20 protein-coding genes are annotated in these 18,466 nt (G+C 72.7%); 16 read left to right on the top strand and 4 right to left on the bottom strand.

Translation table 11 applies throughout. The features are described from left to right. From ACWD0Y_RS12860 to ACWD0Y_RS12825, 8 genes are all read left to right on the top strand, one after another. The coding region (locus tag ACWD0Y_RS12860) for a segregation and condensation protein A (protein ID WP_450260383.1) at positions 1-891 on the top strand (891 nt) is incomplete at its 5' end. Next, positions 888-1,514, top strand: a complete 627-nt coding sequence (gene scpB, locus ACWD0Y_RS12855; RefSeq protein WP_450260382.1) for an SMC-Scp complex subunit ScpB — start codon at positions 888-890, stop codon at positions 1,512-1,514. The genes ACWD0Y_RS12860 and scpB, both read left to right, overlap by 4 nt. Further along, positions 1,514-2,737, top strand: coding sequence for a pseudouridine synthase (locus tag ACWD0Y_RS12850; RefSeq protein WP_450260381.1), 1,224 nt, complete (start codon positions 1,514-1,516; stop codon positions 2,735-2,737). Before scpB ends, ACWD0Y_RS12850 begins: the two co-directional genes overlap by 1 nt. A 127-nt stretch (positions 2,738-2,864) precedes the next feature. Beyond that, a complete protein-coding gene (gene pnuC / locus ACWD0Y_RS12845) occupies positions 2,865-3,518 on the top strand; it encodes a nicotinamide riboside transporter PnuC (protein ID WP_450260380.1) in 654 nt (217 codons plus the stop codon). After that, a complete protein-coding gene (locus ACWD0Y_RS12840; RefSeq protein ID WP_450260379.1) occupies positions 3,515-4,594 on the top strand; it encodes an AAA family ATPase in 1,080 nt (359 codons plus the stop codon). The genes pnuC and ACWD0Y_RS12840 overlap by 4 nt, the downstream gene beginning before the upstream one ends. After that, the gene (locus ACWD0Y_RS12835) at positions 4,591-5,340 is read left to right on the top strand and encodes an NUDIX hydrolase (RefSeq protein WP_450260378.1); all 750 of its coding nucleotides are present in this window, start codon (positions 4,591-4,593) and stop codon (positions 5,338-5,340) included. Before ACWD0Y_RS12840 ends, ACWD0Y_RS12835 begins: the two co-directional genes overlap by 4 nt. Then, a complete protein-coding gene (locus ACWD0Y_RS12830) occupies positions 5,337-6,338 on the top strand; it encodes an ADP-ribosylglycohydrolase family protein (RefSeq protein ID WP_450260377.1) in 1,002 nt (333 codons plus the stop codon). Before ACWD0Y_RS12835 ends, ACWD0Y_RS12830 begins: the two co-directional genes overlap by 4 nt. 3 nt (positions 6,339-6,341) lie before the next feature. Continuing rightward, a complete protein-coding gene (locus ACWD0Y_RS12825; protein ID WP_450260376.1) occupies positions 6,342-7,175 on the top strand; it encodes a nucleotidyltransferase domain-containing protein in 834 nt (277 codons plus the stop codon). On the opposite strand, the gene ACWD0Y_RS12820 is transcribed toward ACWD0Y_RS12825, so the two are convergent. Together ACWD0Y_RS12820 and ACWD0Y_RS12815 are read right to left on the bottom strand one after the other, a co-directional pair. Continuing rightward, complete coding sequence (locus ACWD0Y_RS12820; RefSeq protein WP_450260375.1) at positions 7,164-7,865, bottom strand: nucleotidyltransferase domain-containing protein; 702 nt, start codon at positions 7,863-7,865, stop codon at positions 7,164-7,166. The two genes, ACWD0Y_RS12825 and ACWD0Y_RS12820, sit on opposite strands and share 12 nt — an antisense overlap. An 18-nt stretch (positions 7,866-7,883) precedes the next feature. Then, positions 7,884-8,537, bottom strand: a complete 654-nt coding sequence (locus tag ACWD0Y_RS12815; protein ID WP_450260386.1) for a DUF6529 family protein — start codon at positions 8,535-8,537, stop codon at positions 7,884-7,886. 107 nt (positions 8,538-8,644) lie between these two features. Here ACWD0Y_RS12815 and aroH point away from each other — a divergent pair, with 107 nt between their 5' ends. The 5 genes from aroH to der all read left to right on the top strand — a co-directional run bounded on the left by aroH (position 8,645) and on the right by der (position 13,102). Then, positions 8,645-9,007, top strand: a complete 363-nt coding sequence (gene aroH / locus ACWD0Y_RS12810) for a chorismate mutase (protein WP_450260374.1) — start codon at positions 8,645-8,647, stop codon at positions 9,005-9,007. After that, positions 9,004-10,089 carry a prephenate dehydrogenase gene (locus ACWD0Y_RS12805; protein WP_450260373.1) on the top strand — a complete coding sequence of 362 codons (1,086 nt, stop codon included), beginning with the start codon at positions 9,004-9,006 and terminating at the stop codon, positions 10,087-10,089. The genes aroH and ACWD0Y_RS12805 overlap by 4 nt, the downstream gene beginning before the upstream one ends. A 134-nt stretch (positions 10,090-10,223) precedes the next feature. Then, positions 10,224-10,931 carry a (d)CMP kinase gene (gene cmk / locus ACWD0Y_RS12800; protein WP_093801538.1) on the top strand — a complete coding sequence of 236 codons (708 nt, stop codon included), beginning with the start codon at positions 10,224-10,226 and terminating at the stop codon, positions 10,929-10,931. Between the two features lie 53 nt (positions 10,932-10,984). Then, positions 10,985-11,572 carry a lysophospholipid acyltransferase family protein gene (locus ACWD0Y_RS12795; protein WP_450260385.1) on the top strand — a complete coding sequence of 196 codons (588 nt, stop codon included), beginning with the start codon at positions 10,985-10,987 and terminating at the stop codon, positions 11,570-11,572. 69 nt (positions 11,573-11,641) lie between these two features. Next, a complete protein-coding gene (der, locus tag ACWD0Y_RS12790) occupies positions 11,642-13,102 on the top strand; it encodes a ribosome biogenesis GTPase Der (protein WP_093801539.1) in 1,461 nt (486 codons plus the stop codon). Positions 13,103-13,124: 22 nt separating this feature from the next. Here der and ACWD0Y_RS12785 read toward each other — a convergent pair whose 3' ends face one another. After that, entirely contained in the window at positions 13,125-13,472 is a 348-nt protein-coding gene (locus ACWD0Y_RS12785; protein WP_450260372.1) for a hypothetical protein, read from the bottom strand. Between the two features lie 154 nt (positions 13,473-13,626). Further along, complete coding sequence (locus ACWD0Y_RS12780) at positions 13,627-14,415, bottom strand: hypothetical protein (RefSeq protein ID WP_450260371.1); 789 nt, start codon at positions 14,413-14,415, stop codon at positions 13,627-13,629. 781 nt (positions 14,416-15,196) lie between these two features. Here ACWD0Y_RS12780 and ACWD0Y_RS12775 point away from each other — a divergent pair. The 3 genes from ACWD0Y_RS12775 (at position 15,197) to ACWD0Y_RS12765 (ending at position 18,401) form a co-directional block, all read left to right on the top strand. Next, positions 15,197-16,480 carry a glycosyltransferase family 4 protein gene (locus ACWD0Y_RS12775; RefSeq protein WP_450260370.1) on the top strand — a complete coding sequence of 428 codons (1,284 nt, stop codon included), beginning with the start codon at positions 15,197-15,199 and terminating at the stop codon, positions 16,478-16,480. Beyond that, on the top strand, positions 16,477-17,322 hold the full coding sequence (locus ACWD0Y_RS12770) for a transferase (protein WP_450260369.1): 846 nt from the start codon (positions 16,477-16,479) through the stop codon (positions 17,320-17,322). Before ACWD0Y_RS12775 ends, ACWD0Y_RS12770 begins: the two co-directional genes overlap by 4 nt. A 71-nt stretch (positions 17,323-17,393) precedes the next feature. Further along, positions 17,394-18,401, top strand: coding sequence for a helix-turn-helix transcriptional regulator (locus tag ACWD0Y_RS12765; RefSeq protein WP_450260368.1), 1,008 nt, complete (start codon positions 17,394-17,396; stop codon positions 18,399-18,401). The last annotated feature ends 65 nt before the right edge of the window (positions 18,402-18,466 follow it).

The raw sequence follows: 18,466 nt of genomic DNA, 5'->3' as shown, positions 1-18,466 counted from the left end.
CCCGCGGCCCCGGAGGCGGCCCCGGAGGCCGCGGACGCGCCGGAGACGGGGGCGGGCGCCCCGGGGAGCACGCCTCCGTCCGATGGGCCGGTCGTGGGGGACGGGCGGTTCACCGTCCGGCTGGTGAACTTCGAGGGGCCCTTCGACCTGCTGCTCCAGCTCATCGCGAAGCACAGGCTCGACATCACCGAGGTCGCCCTCTCGAAGGTCACCGACGAGTTCATGGCGCACATCCGCGCCATGGGGCCCGACGGCGACCTCGACCAGACCACCGAGTTCCTCGTCGTGGCCGCCACCCTGCTCGACCTCAAGGCCGTGCGGCTGCTGCCCGCCGCCGAGGTGGAGGACGAGGGGGACCTCGCGCTGCTGGAGTCGCGGGACGTGCTGTTCGCGCGGCTGCTGCAGTACCGCGCGTACAAGAAGATCGCCGACATCTTCAGCGAGCGGCTGGACGCGGAGTCCCGGCGGTACCCGCGTACGGTCGGTCTCGAACCGCACCACGCCGCGCTGCTGCCCGAGGTCGTCATCAGCATCGGCCCCGACGGCTTCGCCGGGCTCGCCGTGAAGGCGATGCGGCCCAGGGCCGAGCCGCAGGTGTACGTCGATCACATCCACGCGCCCCTCGTGTCCGTGCAGGAGCAGGCCGAGGTGGTCGTCGCGCGGCTGCGGGAGATGGGGGAGGCGGATTTCCGGACGCTCACGGAGGACGCCCCGGACACGCTCACCGTGGTCGCGCGGTTCCTGGCGCTGCTGGAGCTCTACCGGGAGAAGGCCGTCGTCATGGACCAGGAGGAGGCCCTGGGGGAGCTCAGGGTGCGGTGGACCGGCACGGAGACGGCGCAGCCCGTCGTCACGGACGAATTCGATCAAGTGGTGGAGGAGACACGGTGAGCGAGTCCCCCGCGGTCGCGGACCTCGGCCTCAAGCCCGCCCTGGAGGCGGTCCTCATGGTCGCCGACGAGCCCGCCGCCGAAGAGCACCTCGCCAAGATCCTGGAGCGGCCCCGCGGAGCCGTCGCGGACGCCCTGCGGGAGCTGGCCGGCGAGTACGCCGTACAGGGGCGCGGATTCGAACTCAGACCGGTCGCCGGGGGGTGGCGCTTCTACTCGCGGCCCCAGTACGCGGCGGCGGTAGAGAGCTTCCTGCTGGACGGCCGGCAGGCCCGCCTCACCCAGGCCGCCCTGGAGACCCTCGCGGTCGTCGCGTACCGGCAGCCCGTGAGCCGGTCACGGGTCTCGGCCGTACGCGGCGTGAACTGCGACGGCGTGATGCGCACCCTCCTCCAGCGCGGCCTGGTGGGGGAGGCGGGCACGGAACCCGAAACAGGTGCGATCCTGTACAGGACGACGAACTACTTTCTGGAGCGGATGGGCCTGCGTGGCCTGGACGAGCTCCCGGAGCTCGCGCCATTCCTCCCGGAGGCGGACGCGATCGAGGCTGAGACGCTAGAGGGTGCGCCGTCGTTCGATCCGGACGCCCCGGACACCGACGCAGACGACAAGACGGAATTTTGATGCGAAGCAGCAGCGGCAGGAACAGCGGAAGCGGCAACGACCGGAATCAGCGGGGCGCGGGCAAGGGGCGCGACGACAGGCAGAAGCGCGGCGACCGCCCGGACCGCCCGGACCGCCCCCGCCCGGAGGAGCGCCGTTACGACGTCGGCCGTGACGCCCCCGGTGCCCGTGGCGGCAGTGGTGGCGGCGCCGGACGCGGTGGCAGTGCTGCGGGTGCCGGACGTGGTGGCAGTGCTGCGGGTGCCGGACGTGGTGGCAGCGGTGCGGGTGCCGGGCGTGGCGGCAGCACCGCCGGCAGTGGCCGTGGCGCGTCCGCGCGCGGTGGCGCCAAGGGCGGCCCCAAGGCCCCGCAGAGCAGCAGGGGCGCGGCTCCGCGCCGTGGCCCGCACGGCCAGCGCGAATCCCGCCCGCGCGAGCTCGACGCCAAGCTCGAGGAGCGCGTCCGCGAGCGGCACAGCAAGCCCCAGGTGAAGACGCCCAAGACGTTCCCGGGAGCCGAGCAGGAGGGCGAGCGCCTGCAGAAGGTCCTCGCCCGCGCCGGCATGGGTTCGCGGCGTGCCTGCGAGGAGCTCATCGAGCAGGCCCGCGTCGAGGTCAACGGCGAGGTCGTCACCGAGCAGGGCCGCCGGGTCGACGTCCACAAGGACGAGGTCAAGGTCGACGGCCTGACGGTCGCCACCCAGTCGCACCTCTTCTTCGCGCTCAACAAGCCGGCCGGAGTCGTCGCCACCATGGGCGACCCGGACGGGCGTCAGAACCTCAACGACTACGTGAACAACCGTGAGACGCGTCTCTTCCACGTGGGCCGGCTGGACACCGAGACCGAGGGCATCATCCTGCTCACCAACCACGGCGAGCTGGCCCACCGTCTCACCCACCCCAAGTACGGCGTGAAGAAGACCTACCTCGCCGCCATCCAGGGTCCGCTCCCGCGCGACCTGGGCAAGCGCCTCAAGGACGGCATCGCGCTGGAGGACGGGTACGCCCGCGCCGACCACTTCCGCGTCGTCGAGAACACCGGCAAGAACTACCTGGTCGAGGTGACCCTCCACGAGGGCCGCAAGCACATCGTGCGCCGCATGCTGGCCGAGGCCGGCTTCCCGGTCGAGCGGCTCGTGCGGACCTCCTTCGGGCCGATCCCGCTGGGCGACCAGAAGTCCGGCTGGCTGCGCCGCCTCACCAACACCGAGGTCGGCATGCTGATGAAGGAAGTCGGTCTGTAACCGACGCCCTCTCCGCTTCGAGGCCCCGGCCGGTTCCTGTACGTACAGGAACCGGCCGGGGCCTTTTGCCGCTTGTGGTGCGGGCCCTCAAGCCTTTATAGTCACGATGACTATAAAGGAGGCGGGCGTGAGTCTCGCGGACATGCTCGAACCGCTCCAGCGACCTCTGGTGACCGTCCTGGACACCCCGGTGAGCTGGACAGAGGTACTCGGGTTCGGCAGTGGAGCGCTCTGCGTCTGGCTCGTCGCCCGGCAGCACATCGCCAACTGGCCGATCGGCATCGCCAACAACATCTTCTTCGTCCTCCTCTTCACCCAGGCGGGCCTGTACGCCGACGCCGGCCTGCAGGTCGTCTTCATCGCCCTCGCCGCCTACGGCTGGTGGACCTGGACCCACGGGGGTGGACCAGGCTCCTCGTCCCTCCCGGTACGGCGCACCAGCCGTACCGAGTGGACCTGGCTGCTGGCGGCGGGGGCGGCGGGGACCCTGTTCCTCACGCTGCTCCTCGACCGCGCCACCGATTCGACCGTTCCCTTCTGGGACGCCCTGACGACCGCGCTGTCCCTGATGGCGACGTACGGGCAGTGCCGGAAGCGCCTCGAATCGTGGTGGCTGTGGATCGCGGCGGACGTCGTGTACGTCCCGCTGTACGCCTACAAGGAGCTGTACCTGACCTCACTGCTGTACGTCGGTTTCATGGCCCTGTGCGTGCTCGGGCTGCTCAACTGGCGGCGCGGCGCCGCTTCCCGGGAAGAGCCGTTCGCCGAGGCCGCCGTATGACGGACTACAAGCACGGCCTCGTGCTCGGGAAGTTCTATCCGCCGCACGCGGGACACCACCACCTCGTGCGCACCGCGCGGGAACGCTGCGAACGGCTCACCGTTCTCGTGTGCGCGTCTTCCGTCGAGTCCGTACCGCTCGACGAGAGGGTGGCATGGATGAAAGCCGTACACCCGGACGCCGTTGTCGTCGGCGCCCTGGACGACATCCCGGTCGACATCACCGACCCCGCCGTGTGGGACGCGCACATGGCGGTCTTCCTGGCCGCCGTTCCCGAGGCCGTCGACGCCGTCTTCACCTCGGAGGCGTACGGCGAGGAGCTGGGCCGGCGCTTCGGCGCGGAGGCGGTGTGCGTCGACCCGGACCGCACGGCCTTTCCGGTCTCGGGAACGGCCGTACGCGCGGACCCCGTCCGCCACTGGGACTTCCTGGAGGCGCCCGTACGGGCCGCCCTCGCCCGGCGCGTCGTCGTCCTGGGGGCCGAGTCGACGGGGACCACGACCATGGCACGGGCGCTCACGGCGCACTACCGGGCCCGCGGCGGCGTCTGGGAACGGACACGGTGCGTTCCCGAGTACGGCAGGGAGCACAGCGAACAGAAGCTGGCCGCCCTGCGCGCGGAACGTCCTGAAGCCGACTGGACGGACGTCGTCTTCGGCACGGAGGAGTTCCCGCTGATCGCGCGGCGGCAGTGCGAAACCGAGGACGAGGCGGCCGGCGCGGGCTCTCCCGTGCTGTTCTGCGACACCGACGCCTTCGCCACCACGGTGTGGCACGAGCGCTACCTCGGCGCCCCCAGCCCCGACGTCGCCCGCATCGCCGCCCGCGGCGGGCAGCACCTGTGGCTGCTCACCGACCACACGGACGTGCCCTTCGAGGACGACGGCCTGCGCGACGGCGAACACCTGCGGCCCTGGATGACGGGACGCTTCCGCGAGGAACTCGTCCGTACCGGGCGCCCCTTCGTCACTCTTGTCGGACCGCACGAGCGGCGGCTCGCGGCCGCTGTGGCCGCCGTCGACGCGCTGCTCGCCGAAGACTGGGGCTTCACCGACCCACTGCCGGAGAAACGATGAGCGACGCAAGCCGGCCGCCGTACGACCCGCACGCCTTCGAGCCGTTCGCCGTGACCGTCGACCTCGCCGTCTTCACCGTCCGCGAGAGCCGGCTGCACGTCCTGCTGATCCGGCGCGGCCAGGACCCGTACGCCGGGGCGTGGGCGCTGCCCGGCGGCTTCGTACTGCCCCGGGAGTCCGCCGAGGCCGCCGCCCGCCGGGAACTGGCGGAGGAGACCGGTCTGTCGCAGGAGTCCGCCGCCGCGCTCCACCTGGAGCAGCTGCGTACGTACAGCGATCCCGACCGCGACCCGCGCATGCGCGTCGTCTCCGTCGCGTACACCGCCCTCGTGCCGGAGCTGCCGGAGCCGCGCGGCGGCGGCGACGCCGCGCACGCGCAGTGGACGCCCGTGGGCGCTCTGCCGGAGCCGGCCTTCGACCACGCGCGGATCATCGCGGACGCGCGCGAGCGCATCCGCGCCAAGCTCGAGTACACCTGCCTGGCCACGGCCTTCTGCCCGCCCGAGTTCACGCTGGGCGAGCTCCAGCAGGTGTACGAGACGGTCTGGGACGTCGAACTGGACCGGCCCAACTTCCGGCGCAAGGTACTCGCCTCGCCCGGCTTCGTGGAGCCGGTGGAGGGGGCGCCCCGGCGTACCGGAGGACGCGGCAAGCCCGCCGCGCTCTACCGGGCGGGGAACGCCACCACCCTGCATCCGGCACTTCTGCGCCCCGAACGTCGATCCGAAGGAGAACGGTCCGTATGAAGCAGGCAGCCACCGGGGCCCTCGTCGGGCTCGCGCTCGGGGACGCCCTCGGCTTCCCCACCGAGTTCAGCGACGTACCGGCGATTCTCACGAAGTGCGGGCCGTGGCGGGAGATGGAACTGCCGAAGCCCGCGATCGTCACGGACGACACCCAGATGACGCTCGCGCTCGGGCGGGGGATACGGACCGCGATGGACCGCGGGGTGCTCGGGCCGCCGGGACTGGCGCGGCCGGTGCGCGAGGAATTCGTCGACTGGTACCACTCCCCGGAGAACAACCGGGCCCCCGGCAACACCTGCCTCGTCGCCTGCCGGCTGCTCGACAGCGACCGGCCGTGGCAGCAGGCCAGTCAGCTGGGCTCCAAAGGGTGCGGGGCCAACATGCGGGTCGCCCCCGTCGGTCTCGTACCGGGGCTGAGCGAGGAACAGCGCGCCGGAGCCGCGCAGTTGCAGTCCGCGCTCACGCACGGGCATCCCACGGCGCTGGCGGCGAGCGACCTGACGGCCCGGGCGGTGTACCTGCTGGCGCAGGGCACGGAGCCGACGGGACTGGTGGGGCAGCTCCGTTCGTACGCGTACGAGAACCGCACCCGCTACCACGAGCGCTGGCTCGGCGACCTGTGGACGCACGCCCACGACGCGTCGCCCGAGGACTTCATGGCGCGGGGCTGGGACGAGTGCCTGGCCGTACTGGAACGACTGGCCGCGGCGCTGCGCACGCCGTCGCCGGAGACCGACCCGTGCCTGGCGACGGGGGACGGGTGGATCGCGGAGGAGGCGCTGGCGACCGCGCTGCTGTGCTTCCTGCTCTTCCCCGGGGAGCCGGTCACCGCGCTGCGGCGGGCGGCGTGCACACAGGGCGACTCCGACTCGATCGCCTGCCTGGCGGGAGCCTTCGCCGGGGCGCACCTGGGGGCGGAGGCGTGGCCCGCGCGGTGGGCGGAGCGCATCGAGTACAGGGGGGAACTGCTGGCCCTGGGAGCGCTCTGGGACGCTTGATCCATGAGTGCGTACGAGAAGCGTCTGCGCGAGGCCGGGCTGCCGGACACCGACCTCGCCCCCGTCCTCGCGGACGAGACCGATCCGCTGCTGTTCGCGTCCGTCTCCGGGGCGCACCTGTACGGGTTCCCGTCCCGGGACTCGGACGTGGACCTGCGCGGCGCGCACCTGCTGCCCGTGCCGGCCCTCGTCGGCCTGGGGGAGCCGGAGGAGACGCGGAGCCGCATGTGGGTGCGCGACGGTGTGGAGATGGACCTGGTCACGCACGACCTGCGGAAGTTCGTACGGCTGATGCTGCGGCGCAACGGCTATGTGCTGGAGCAGCTGCTCTCGCCGCTGGTGGTGCGCACGAGCGACGCGCACGCGGAGCTGGCGGCGCTCGCGCCGTCCGTGCTGACCAGCCACCACGCGCATCACTACCGCGGGTTCGCGCTCACGCAGTGGCGGCTCTTCGAGAGGACGGGGGAGCTGAAGCCGCTGCTCTACACCTTCCGGGTGCTGCTCACCGGCATCCACCTGATGCGCAGCGGCGAGGTGCAGGCCCATCTGCCCACGCTGCTGGCCCAGGTGGACGCCCCGGCGTACCTGGGGGAACTGATCGCGGCCAAGGCGGAAGCCGAGCACGGGGCGGCCCCGGGACCGGACCGCGACCGGCTGCGTGAGGACGTCGACGCCCTCCACGCCGTGCTCGACGCGGCGCAGGCGGCGTCACGGCTTCCGGCCGAGGCGGCGGCGTACGAGCAGCTGGACGACCTCGTCGTCCGGGCCAGGCTCACCCGCGACACGCAGGACACCCCGGGCCGGGGAGGCGCGCCGGCCGCTCTTTCAGCGGGCTGAGGCGCGGCGTACACGGAGCAGGAAGTCCTCCACGCGGGGGCGGTCCGGCTCCGGCGGGAGCGGGCTCTTCGCCCCGGCCGCGTCCGCCTCCGCCGCGAGGCGCTCCATCCGGCGCTCGACCTCCGGCCACGCCACCTCGCCCCGCCTGACCGCCAGCAGCCGCTCGCGCTCCTCGCCGGCGTCGATCACCAGCTCGCCCGTGCGCAGCAGATCGCGGCAGCTGCCGAGCAGCCGCAGCAGATGCATGGCGTGCTTCCAGCGCGGGGCGCCGTGCTGCCGTACGTCCGCCTCCAGCTTCCTGCGCTGGCCGGCCGCGTACCGGACGAACGTCTGGTGGGCCCGGCGGGAGAGGAACGCGTCCCGCAGGGCGACCAGCTCGTGGCCGGTGGCGTCGACGCGCTCGACCAGCGGGGAGTGCAGGCACTCCAGGATGTTGGGGTTGGCGCGCAGGGCCAGCTCGCAGAAGCGTTCCAGCTCCCAGGAGAACTGCTCGTCCATCGGACCCTCGACGTGCGTCGGGGGCTTCTCGAAACGCCAGTACAGCGGCGTCGGCGCGACGAAGACGCCGCGCCGGTCCGTGTCGCTGCCGTCCGTCGCCAGGCCGAAGGCGCGCGAGCCCATCACACAGGAGTAGACCGTGTGGTGGCGTACGAGGTCTTCGGGCGTCGGCGGGGCGGCGGGCGGGTTCATGCTCCGGATTGTGCCGCGTCAGGCGAGCCGGATCGAACCACTTTCCACGGTGATCTGCCGCGGCGGGAGCGGCTTGCGGGCCGGGCCGCCCGCGACCGAGGCGTCCGCGACCCGGAACCTGCTGCCGTGGCAGGCGCAGTTGATGGTGCCGTCCTCGACGCTGCTGACGGTGCAGCCCTGGTGCGTGCACACCGCGGAGAAGGCCATGAAGGTGCCCGGCTCCGGCTGGGTCACCACCACCTTCTCGCCCGCGAAGACCTTGCCGCCGCCCACCGGGATCTCCGAGGTCCTGGTGAGCGCCGCACCGCCATCGGGAACCTCCCCGGTGGGTGACGCACCACCGGAGGGGGCGGGCGAATCCGAGGGTGCCGGTTCGGTCTCCTCGGCGCCGCCGTTCAGGCCGTCGCCGGTCTCTTCCCCGCCGCCGTTGCCGCAACCCGCCACCAGCGCGGTGCCCGCGGCCGCGGCTCCGGCCGCGAGGACCGCCCGGCGGCTCGTACCCTTGCCCATCACGTGCTCCTCCTGCCCGTCGCACCGGAGGTTCGGCGCGAAGGGCAGCATCTTCGCGCTCATCGCCCCGCAGAAGAAGCATCCCGGGCGCGAATGCCGCATCACGCGGCCGCTGTACGTCCGACAGCCCAATCCGGGCGGGCCGTGGACGGCGCCGGGCACGGCCGGACCCGCGCGTCTCACCTGCGGAACGCGCCGGGCCCCGCCGGGACCTGCCCAACTACGCTGGATCAAGCAGGGCACATGAGGTACGGAACGAGGAGCACGACGTGGCAGTACGAGCGGTGCGTGGGGCCGTCCAGCTGGAACGGGACGAAGCCGGGCACATGGACGAGCAGGTCGGCGAGCTGCTCTCGGCCGTCCTGGAGCGCAACGGGCTCACCTCCGACGACCTGATCAGCATCTGGTTCACGGCCACCCCGGACCTCCACAGCGACTTCCCGGCCGCCGCGGCACGCAAGATCGGCATCGTCGACGTACCGCTGATCTGCGCCCAGGAACTGGACATAGCGGGAGCCATGCCGCGCGTCGTGCGGATCCTCGCGCACGTCGAGTCGGACCTGCCCAAGTCGTCGGTCTCCCACGTCTACCTCGGCGCCGCAGGCGCCCTCCGCAAGGACATCGCCCAGTGAGAACCGCCCTCGTCATCGGAACCGGCCTGATCGGCACCTCGGCGGCCCTCGCCCTCGCCGGGCGCGGTGTCACCGTCCACCTCACCGACCACGACCCGGCGCAGGCCCGCACCGCCGCCGCGCTCGGCGCCGGCACCGACGAGGTGCCCGAAGGCCCCGTCGACCTGGCCGTCGTCGCCGTACCGCCGGCGCACGTGGCCACGACGCTGGCCGACGCCATGCGGCGCCAGGCCGCCCGCGCGTACATCGACGTCGCCAGCGTCAAGGGCGGACCGCGCAGGGAGCTGGAGGCGCTGGGCTGCGACCTCGCCTCGTACATCGGCACGCACCCGATGTCCGGCAAGGAGCGTTCGGGCCCGCTGGCCGCGACCGCCGACCTCTTCGAGGGCCGCCCCTGGGTCCTCACCCCGACCCGAGACACCCACACCGAGGTCCTCAACCTCGCGCTGGAGCTGGTCGCGCTGTGCCGGGCCGTGCCCGTGGTGATGGACGCCGACGCCCACGACCGCGCGGTCGCGCTCGTCTCGCACACCCCGCAGCTGGTCTCGTCGATGGTCGCGGCGCGGCTGGCGGACGCGGACGAGACGGCGGTACGGCTGTGCGGTCAGGGCATCAGGGACGTCACCCGCATCGCCGCCTCCGACCCCCGGATGTGGGTCGAGATCCTCTCCGCGAACCCGGGGCCCGTGGCGGACGTGCTCACCGGTGTCGCGGCCGACCTGGAGGAGACCGTCCGGGCGCTGCGGGCCCTCCAGTCCGCCGACGACGACAAGCGCAGGGGCGGCGCCGACGGCATCGAGGACGTCCTGCGGCGCGGCAACACGGGCCGCGAGCGCGTGCCGGGCAAGCACGGGGCCGCCCCGGCGGCGTACGAGATCGTCGCCGTCCTCATCAGCGACCGTCCCGGTGAACTGGCCCGGATCTTCGCGGACGCGGGGCGTGCGGGCGTCAACATCGAGGACGTGCGCATCGAGCACGCGACCGGGCAGCAGGCGGGCCTGGTGCAGCTGATGGTGGAGCCGTCGGCCGCACCCGGGCTGAGCGCCTCACTGCGCGAGCGGGGCTGGTCGATCCGCCAGTAGCGGCGCCTTCGCGCACCGCCGCGGTGTCCGGTTTGCGGTGGCTTCGCAGGGGCGTCGAGGGCGGGGCCGGGGACTCGGTAACCTTGTGTGGGGCCCGTCGGGTCCCCGCCCGCCCAAGCCCGTGTACCAGGAAGGTGTCCTACACCGTGGAAACCGCCGCCCGGACCGCCCCGGCAGCAGTGATTGTCGCCATCGACGGCCCCTCCGGCACGGGCAAGTCCAGCACCTCCAAGGCCGTCGCCGCCAAGCTCGGTCTCAGCTACCTGGACACCGGTGCCCAGTACCGGGCGATCACCTGGTGGATGCTGAGCAACGGCATCGACGTCACGGACCCCGTCGCCATCGCGGACGCCGCGGGCAAGCCCGTGATCGTCTCCGGCACCGACCCGTCCGCTCCGACCATCACGGTGGACGGCGTCGACGCCTCCGGGCCGATCCGCACCCAGGAGGTCACCTCCAAGGTGAGCGCCGTGAGCGCCGTGCCCGAGGTGCGCACCCTGATCACCGACCTGCAGCGGTCCATCGCGAAGGGCGCCGCACTCGGTATCGTCGTCGAGGGACGCGACATCGGTACGACCGTGCTGCCGGACGCGGACCTCAAGATCTTCCTGACCGCCTCTCCCGAGGCGCGCGCCGCCCGCCGCAGCGGCGAGCTGAAGGGCGCGGACGTGTCCGCGACCCGTGAGGCCCTGCTGAAGCGGGACGCGGCCGACTCCAGCCGCAAGACCTCGCCGCTCGCCAAGGCGGACGACGCGGTCGAGGTCGACACCAGCGACCTCACGCTGGACCAGGTCATCGAGTGTGTCGTCACCCTGGTCGAGGGGAAGCGGGCCGCGAAGTGACGGCGCCCACGCTGCGTGGCGCGGCGGTCGGACGGGGCATCGGCATCGGCCTGATGCACGGGCTGTTCAAGCCCCGCGTCCTCGGCGCCTGGCGGGTGCCCGTGAGTGGTCCGGTGATCCTGGCCGTGAATCACTCGCACATGGTCGACGGGCCCATGCTGATGGGGACGGCCCCCCGGCCGGTGCACTTCCTGGTCAAGAAAGAGGCGTTCGTCGGTCCCCTCGACCCGTTCCTGCGCGGAATCGGTCAGCTGAAGGTGGACCGTGCGACCGCCGACCGCACGGCGATCTCGAACGCGCTGGGCGTCCTCGCGGACGGCGGGGTGCTGGGAATCTTCCCGGAGGGCACCAGGGGCGAGGGCGACTTCGCGTCGCTGCGTGCCGGGCTCGCGTACTTCGCCGTACGCGGCGGGGCGCCGATCGTCCCGGTGGCGGTGCTCGGCTCCACGGACCGCCGCGGCCGGCTGATACCGGGCCTGCCGCCGCTGCGCAGCCGGGTGGACGTCGTGTTCGGCGACCCCTTCGAGGCCGGCGACGGCAGCGGACGGCGCACGCGCAAGGCGCTGGACGAGGCCACCGTACGGATCCAGGAGCGGCTGACCGCCCACCTGGAAAGTGCCCGGCGTTTCACCGGGCGCTGAGTGAGACTTGAGTAGTGGACCGCGCGGAATGACCGGTGGTCCATCGATGATGAACGAGGAACGGACTTCATGAACGACCAGATTCACTCCGGCGACGAGCACGGAGCACTTGGCGATGCCGAGTACGCGGAGTTCATGGAGCTCGCCGCGCTGGAAGGCTTCGACGCCGAAGAGGTCGAAGGCGCGATCGGCGAAGCCGGTCATGGCCCGCTGCCCGTCCTCGCCGTCGTGGGCCGCCCCAATGTCGGCAAGTCGACCTTGGTGAACCGCATCATCGGCCGCCGCGAGGCCGTCGTCGAGGACAAGCCCGGCGTCACCCGTGACCGTGTCACCTACGAGGCCGAATGGGCGGGCCGCCGCTTCAAGGTCGTCGACACCGGCGGCTGGGAGCAGGACGTCCTCGGCATCGACGCGTCCGTCGCCGCCCAGGCCGAGTACGCGATCGAGGCGGCCGACGCCGTCGTCTTCGTCGTCGACTCCACGGTCGGCGCCACCGACACCGACGAGGCCGTCGTCAAGCTGCTGCGCCGGGCCGGCAAGCCCGTCGTGCTCTGCGCCAACAAGGTCGACGGCCAGAGCGGAGAGGCGGACGCCACCGCGCTGTGGTCGCTCGGCCTCGGCATGCCGCACCCGGTCTCCTCGCTGCACGGCCGCGGCACCGGCGACATGCTGGACGCCGTACTCGAAGCGCTGCCCGAGGCACCGGCCCAGACCTTCGGCCAGGCCGTCGGCGGCCCGCGCCGCATCGCGCTCATCGGCCGCCCGAACGTCGGCAAGTCCTCGCTCCTGAACCGGGTGGCGAACGAGGACCGCGTCGTCGTCAACGAGATGGCCGGCACCACCCGCGACCCGGTCGACGAGCTGATCGAGCTCGGCGGCATCACCTGGAAGTTCATCGACACGGCCGGCATCCGCCGCCGTGTCCACCTCCAGGAGGGCGCGGACTACTACGCCTCGCTGCGTACCGCCGCCGCCGTCGAGAAGGCCGAGGTCGCGGTCGTACTGATCGACGCGAGCGAGTCCATCAGCGTGCAGGACCAGCGGATCATCACGATGGCCGTCGAAGCGGGCCGCGCGCTGGTCATCGCGTACAACAAGTGGGACACCCTCGACGAGGAGCGCCGCTACTACCTCGAGCGCGAGATCGAGACCGAGCTCGCCCAGGTCGCGTGGGCGCCGCGGGTGAACGTGTCGGCGCAGACCGGCCGGCACATGGAGAAGCTGGTCCCGGCGATCGAGACGGCGCTGGCGGGCTGGGAGACCCGGATCCCGACCGGCAGGCTCAACGCCTTCCTCGGCGAGATCGTCGCCTCCCACCCGCACCCGGTCCGCGGCGGCAAGCAGCCCCGCATCCTCTTCGGGACGCAGGCAGGGACCAAGCCGCCGCGGTTCGTTCTCTTCGCCTCCGGCTTCCTGGAGGCCGGCTACCGGCGCTTCATCGAGCGCCGGCTGCGCGAGGAGTTCGGCTTCGAGGGCACCCCGATCCACATCTCGGTGCGGGTGCGCGAGAAGCGCGGCCGCAACAAGTGACGCGGGAGACCTGCCGGCGGGTCTAGAGCCCCCTGCGGGGAGCGGGCGGCAGCGCTGCCGGGAATCGGTTCCCGGTGTGCTGCCGCCCGTTGCTGTGGGGGCTGTTGCCGACGGCGTCGCCGCTGCCGTGGTGGCTGCCGTTGCCGGCGCTCTGCCAGGGACCGCCGCGCCCGCCGTGCGTTCCCTGGCCGGTGCGACCGGTGGGGCCGGGGCTGCGGTGCACCCCGGTGCCGAAGGCCGTGAACCCCAGATGCTCCTCGCCGCTGCGGTCGCCGGGCAGGGCCCGGAAGGACCTGCGGTACTCCGAGTAGAGCGCGTCGTAGATCGGGGTGTGCGAGTGGTCGGTCTGAGATTCCCGCGAAGGGCGCATCGCGGGGATCTGGCTCTGGTACGGCTGGGGGCGTGGGGGGTCGTATGAGTGCACGTACGTGCCAACGACCCCAGCGCCCGTCGGATGCGGGCCGAGCAGGGGGTTACCCGCTCGGCGGGGGCACGCCGGGCGCGCCGTCCGGGCGTACGGCCCGTCAGGTGCCGGCCAGCGGCATGGCCGCGGCGGCCAGCACACCGTGGGCCGCTGCCTTCTCCAGCGCGTTGCGCAGCAGGTCTTCGCGCGGCTGCTGGCCGATGGCACCGGCGGGCGCGGCGAAGACGAGGACGGTGCTCGACTTGTTGGCCGCCGTCCGCCATCCGTCGGTGACCTGGAGCGGCTGGTGGGCCTGCCACCAGGAGACCGGGCTGCCACCGCCGGCCCCGGGCTGGAGTACGGCGTGCAGCTGGCCCATGGCGAGCAGGACGGACCAGCCGGGCAGCGCGGCGGGCACCTGGGTCAGATCGGCGACCGGCTGGAACCCCTGCTCGATGACGAGCGGGAGGAACTCGTCGGTGCTGCCGTCGGAGCCCGGACGGGCGACGGGGCCGGTCGGCTCGACCACCAGGGCCGGATGCAGCTGGCCGCCGATCAGTACGAGACCGCTGGTGACCCCGAGCACGGCCTGGTCGGGCGCGCCGGCGTGCTGGGCGCCGGGGAGGTCGGGGCTGCCGCCCGTGATGCTGCGTACGGCCCCCTGGAGCTGCTCCTCGGCCACCTGGACGACCTGCGAGGGGATGCAGGTGGCGTGGGCGAACGCGAGCACAGCGGTTTCGTCTCCGACGAACAGCACGGTGCTGGTGCGTTCCGTGTCGGAGTCGCCCTGGGTGCGGCAGGAGGTGCAGTCGTAGCTGCCCGGGGCGTTCTCGCCGGCGAGCAGCCGGTCGGCTTCTTCGTCGCCGATCTCGGCGCGTACGTCGTCGCTGACGTCGAGCATGCGCGGCACGGGGGACTCCTCGGGCTCGGTGCGGGTGCCGGGAGGTTCCCGGCTCGTCAAGGAAGACAACGGGCGAGTCGTGGCCGGAGTCACGCGAACAGGCGAACAGAATCGAACCGACCGGCGCGGAGCGCGGAACGAGCGCCGGGCGGGCGGCTCGAACGTGCCGGTGCCCCGGGCGGTCGCCGGCCGGTCCGCCCGCCGCAGTCCTGACCCTCCTTCAGGCGGGCGCGCGGGCCGTGTCGGAGCCGCCCGTTCCGCCGCCGCCCGCCGATGCCGGCGTCGGCCACGGGCTGCGGGACCGCGCCGCGGGCCGGACCGGCAACGGACGCTACAGGGACCGCTGTTCCGGCAGTCGACGCGGGGGAGCGCGGCGGATCGAGGCCGCGGGGAAGGTGCTCGCCGCCCGGGGACGGAAGGCGCTCCACCGGCCCGGCCCGGCGCGAAGGCGGCCGGCCCCGGCCCGGACCGGCCCGGGACCGGGGCCGTGCTGGTCGTTCCGCCGGCGGAGGGCGGGGCGGAACGGACTGCGGCCCGGACGCCTCCGCGCCGAACACGGCTGTACCGGGGCGGAGTTCGGCGCGGCCGTGCCCCGGATTTCCCACCGGGCCCGATGCATGGAACGGCAGTTTGGTTGCTCCGTCAGCGCTATCGATGTCACAACCGTATTAGAACGATTTGGCGCGGACCAGACCAATCATGTTTTGCCCAGTTACAGTCATTTTCTGACACGCACGCGGATCACCGACCACACCACGGTCCGCGGGAAAACGGGGAGTCACGTCGGCGTATGCACATCTCTTTCCTGCTCCACAACGCTTACGGCATCGGCGGCACGATCCGTACGACGTTCAACCTCGCCCAGGCGCTGGCCGAGCACCACGACGTCGAGATCGTCTCGGTCTTCCGCCACCGCGACGAGCCGGTGCTGGGCGCCCCCGCCGGCGTACGGCTGGACTACCTGGTGGACCACCGGAAGAAGAGTCAGGGATACGACGGCCACGACGAGCGGTTCGCGCTCCCCGCCAAGGTCTTCCCGGAGGGTGACGGCCGCTACAAGCAGTACAGCCGCCTCACCGACGCCCGGATCGCCGCGCACCTGAAGTCCCTGGAGGCGGACGTCGTCGTCGGCACCCGCCCCGGACTCAACGTGCACATCACCCGGCAGGCCAGGCGCGGTCCCGTGCGGGTCGGCCAGGAGCACCTCACCCTCGACGGCCACAGCTACCGGCTGCGCCGCGAACTGAGCCACCGCTACGGCCTGCTGGACGCCGTCACCACCGTCACCGAAGCCGACGCCCACGCCTACCGCACCCGTCTCAAGCTGCCCGGCGTACGCATCGAGGCCGTGCCCAACAGTGTGCCCGCGCCCACCGTCGCCCCGGCCGACGCCAGTGCCAAGTGGGTCGTCGCGGCCGGCCGGCTCACCAAGGTCAAGCGGTACGACCTGCTGATCAGGGCCTTCGCGAAGGTCGTCGCCGCCCGCCCCGACTGGCGGCTGCGCATCTACGGCGGCGGCGACGCGAGCGGCAACGAGAAGGACAAGCTGCGCGCCCTCATCAACGAACTCGGGCTCTACAACCACGTCTTCCTGATGGGATCCGCCAACCCCATAGAGCCCGAATGGGTCAAGGGCTCGATCGCCGCGGTCACCTCCAGCCACGAGTCCTTCGGCATGACCATCGTCGAAGCGATGCGCTCCGGCCTGCCGGTCGTCTCCACCGACTGCCCGCACGGACCCCGCGAGATCATCGCCGACGGGACCGACGGACGGCTGGTGCCGGTCGGTGACGCCGGCGCGGTCGCCGACGCGCTCCTCGGCCTCATCGACGACGACGAACTGCGGCGCACCATGGGAGCGGCCGCGCTCCAGAACTCGGCCCGCTTCGACCCGGGGTCCATCGCCGAGCGCCACGAGGCGCTGTTCACCGAACTGGTCTCGCGCGGCGCACACGGCCGCTCGCGCAGCCGGGTCCACGAAGCGCTGTACCTCTCCCGGGGGGCGGTACTCGACAAGGCGTACACCCTCCGCCACAAGGCCGCCTCCGCGCTCCGGAAAGGGCAGACCGCATGACCAGCACCCCCACCCGTACCGAGCCGCCGCGCGCCCACTGCATCGCGGACTCCGCGGGCGGCGTCACCTTCGACATCGTGGGCGACGCGTCGCCGGGCGCCGTGCTCGTACTGCGGCGGCGCGGCGGGAAGACGGCCGCGGACGTGATGCGGCTGCCGCTCACCCCCGCCGGGGCGGGCCGGCTGCGCGCCGTGCTGCCCAGCACGGTCGAGCTGGCCGAGGGCCGCTGGGACGCCTTCACCACCCAGGGGGACGAGACCGGCGAACAGCGCATCGAGCCCGGCCGCAGGGACCTGCGCTCGCTCGTCGACCGCGCCCCCGACCCCGGGCGCGCCCAGGTCGCCGTACGCATCCCGTACCCGACCCTCGACGGCAAGCTCGCGGTGCGCAGCTGGTTGCGCGCGCCGCACGCCGAGGCGGGGGCCGTCACCTTCGCGCCCGGCGCGATGACGGTGGAAGGACGGCTGTACGGGGCCGGGCTCGGCGAGGGCGCGGCCGTCGAGGCCAGGCTGCGCGGGGCGAAGAAGGACGTGCGCCGGGCGCTGGTGACGGGCGGGGAGGACGGCATGTTCACCTTCACGCTGGCGTACGAGCCGCTGGCCGAGGGGCGCGAGGACGAGCAGCGGCTGTGGGACCTGTGGCTGTGCCCGGCCGACGGCTCGCCGGGGATCCGGATCGGGCGCATCCTGGACGACGTCTGGGACAAGAAGACCGTCTTCCGCTACCCGGTGCTGCCGGTCGAGGGCCCCCGGGTGACCCGGCCGACCACGGCCTACCCGTACTTCACCGCCGACAACGACCTCAGCGTGCGTCTCGACACCGCGAAGCACACCGCGAAGTGAGAGGAAGCAGGGGCGGAGCGGCCGGTGTTCGAGGACAGTAGCTGTCCTCGAACACTGGCAGACTCGCCCTCATGTTGGAGACTTCGGCACGTCTGCTGCGCCTGCTCTCGCTGCTCCAGGCCCACCGGGAATGGACGGGGCCCGACCTGGCCGAACGGCTCGGCGTCACCCCGCGCACCGTGCGCCGCGACGTCGACCGGCTGCGCGAGCTGGGCTACCCCGTCAACGCCAGCCCCGGCACGGGCGGCGGCTACCAGCTCGGCGCGGGCGCCGAACTGCCGCCGCTGCTGCTCGACGACGAGGAGGCCGTGGCCGTCGCGGTCGGTCTGCGTACCGCCGCGGGGCAGGGCATCGAGGGCATCGGCGAGACGTCCGTACGGGCTCTGGCCAAGCTCGAACAGGTGCTGCCCGGCCGGCTGCGCCGCCGCGTCGGCGCGCTCAACGCCTTCACCGTCCCCATGCTGCGCGGCCCGCAGGCGTCCACCGTCGACGCCTCGGTGCTGACGGAGCTGGCCAACGCCTGCCGGGACAGCGAGCGGCTGCGCTTCGAGTACCGCGACCACGGCGGGACTGTGTCGCGCAGAACCGTCGAGCCGCACCGCCTGGTGTGCACCGAGCGCCGCTGGTACCTGGTCGCCTGGGACCTGGACCGCGCGGACTGGCGTACGTTCCGGGCGGACCGGATCACCCCGGCGCCGCCGCACGGCCCGCGCTTCGTGCCGCGCGACCCCCCGGCCGAGGACCTCGCGGCGTACGTCTCGAAGGGCGTGTCCACCGGGGTGTACGCCGCTACGGCGGTGGTCCGGCTGCGGGTGCCGCTGGAGGAGGCGGCGCAAGCGGTCTCGCCCAGCGCCGGCGTGCTGGAAGCCGTCGACGCGCACAGCTGCCTGCTGCGGGCCGGGGCGGTGAGCCTGGACGTGCTGGTCATTCACATCATGCTCATGGGCTTCGACTTCGAGGTGGTCGAGCCGCCGGAGCTCACCGAGCGGATCAGGTCGGCCCGTGACCTCCTCGCGCGCGCTCTGGGCCCGGACGCACCGGCGGGCAGGAGGCCCGCGGACGCGAGTGAACGGCCGTAGCCCCACGGACCGCCGGCGCCGGCTCTCCCGCCGTGCGTCGTGAACGTCCGCGGCCCACGACCGTG

The organism is Streptomyces altiplanensis, from assembly GCF_053591575.1.
The sequence above is the reverse complement of the archived record's forward strand: the minus strand, read 5'-3'. Positions and strand labels throughout refer to the sequence as shown.

Excerpts from the sequence above, each read along its gene's own strand:
- ACWD0Y_RS12850 (WP_450260381.1), top strand. The coding sequence starts at position 1,514 with ATGCGAAGCAGCAGCGGCAGGAACAGCGGAAGCGGCAACGACCGGAAT.
- ACWD0Y_RS12840 (WP_450260379.1), top strand. The coding sequence starts at position 3,515 with ATGACGGACTACAAGCACGGCCTCGTGCTCGGGAAGTTCTATCCGCCG.
- ACWD0Y_RS12835 (WP_450260378.1), top strand. The coding sequence starts at position 4,591 with ATGAGCGACGCAAGCCGGCCGCCGTACGACCCGCACGCCTTCGAGCCG.
- ACWD0Y_RS12830 (WP_450260377.1), top strand. The coding sequence starts at position 5,337 with ATGAAGCAGGCAGCCACCGGGGCCCTCGTCGGGCTCGCGCTCGGGGAC.
- ACWD0Y_RS12825 (WP_450260376.1), top strand. The coding sequence starts at position 6,342 with ATGAGTGCGTACGAGAAGCGTCTGCGCGAGGCCGGGCTGCCGGACACC.
- ACWD0Y_RS12820 (WP_450260375.1), bottom strand. The coding sequence starts at position 7,865 with ATGAACCCGCCCGCCGCCCCGCCGACGCCCGAAGACCTCGTACGCCAC.
- ACWD0Y_RS12795 (WP_450260385.1), top strand. The coding sequence starts at position 10,985 with ATGCACGGGCTGTTCAAGCCCCGCGTCCTCGGCGCCTGGCGGGTGCCC.
- der (WP_093801539.1), top strand. The coding sequence starts at position 11,642 with ATGAACGACCAGATTCACTCCGGCGACGAGCACGGAGCACTTGGCGAT.
- ACWD0Y_RS12785 (WP_450260372.1), bottom strand. The coding sequence starts at position 13,472 with ATGCGCCCTTCGCGGGAATCTCAGACCGACCACTCGCACACCCCGATC.
- ACWD0Y_RS12775 (WP_450260370.1), top strand. The coding sequence starts at position 15,197 with ATGCACATCTCTTTCCTGCTCCACAACGCTTACGGCATCGGCGGCACG.
- ACWD0Y_RS12770 (WP_450260369.1), top strand. The coding sequence starts at position 16,477 with ATGACCAGCACCCCCACCCGTACCGAGCCGCCGCGCGCCCACTGCATC.
- ACWD0Y_RS12765 (WP_450260368.1), top strand. The coding sequence starts at position 17,394 with ATGTTGGAGACTTCGGCACGTCTGCTGCGCCTGCTCTCGCTGCTCCAG.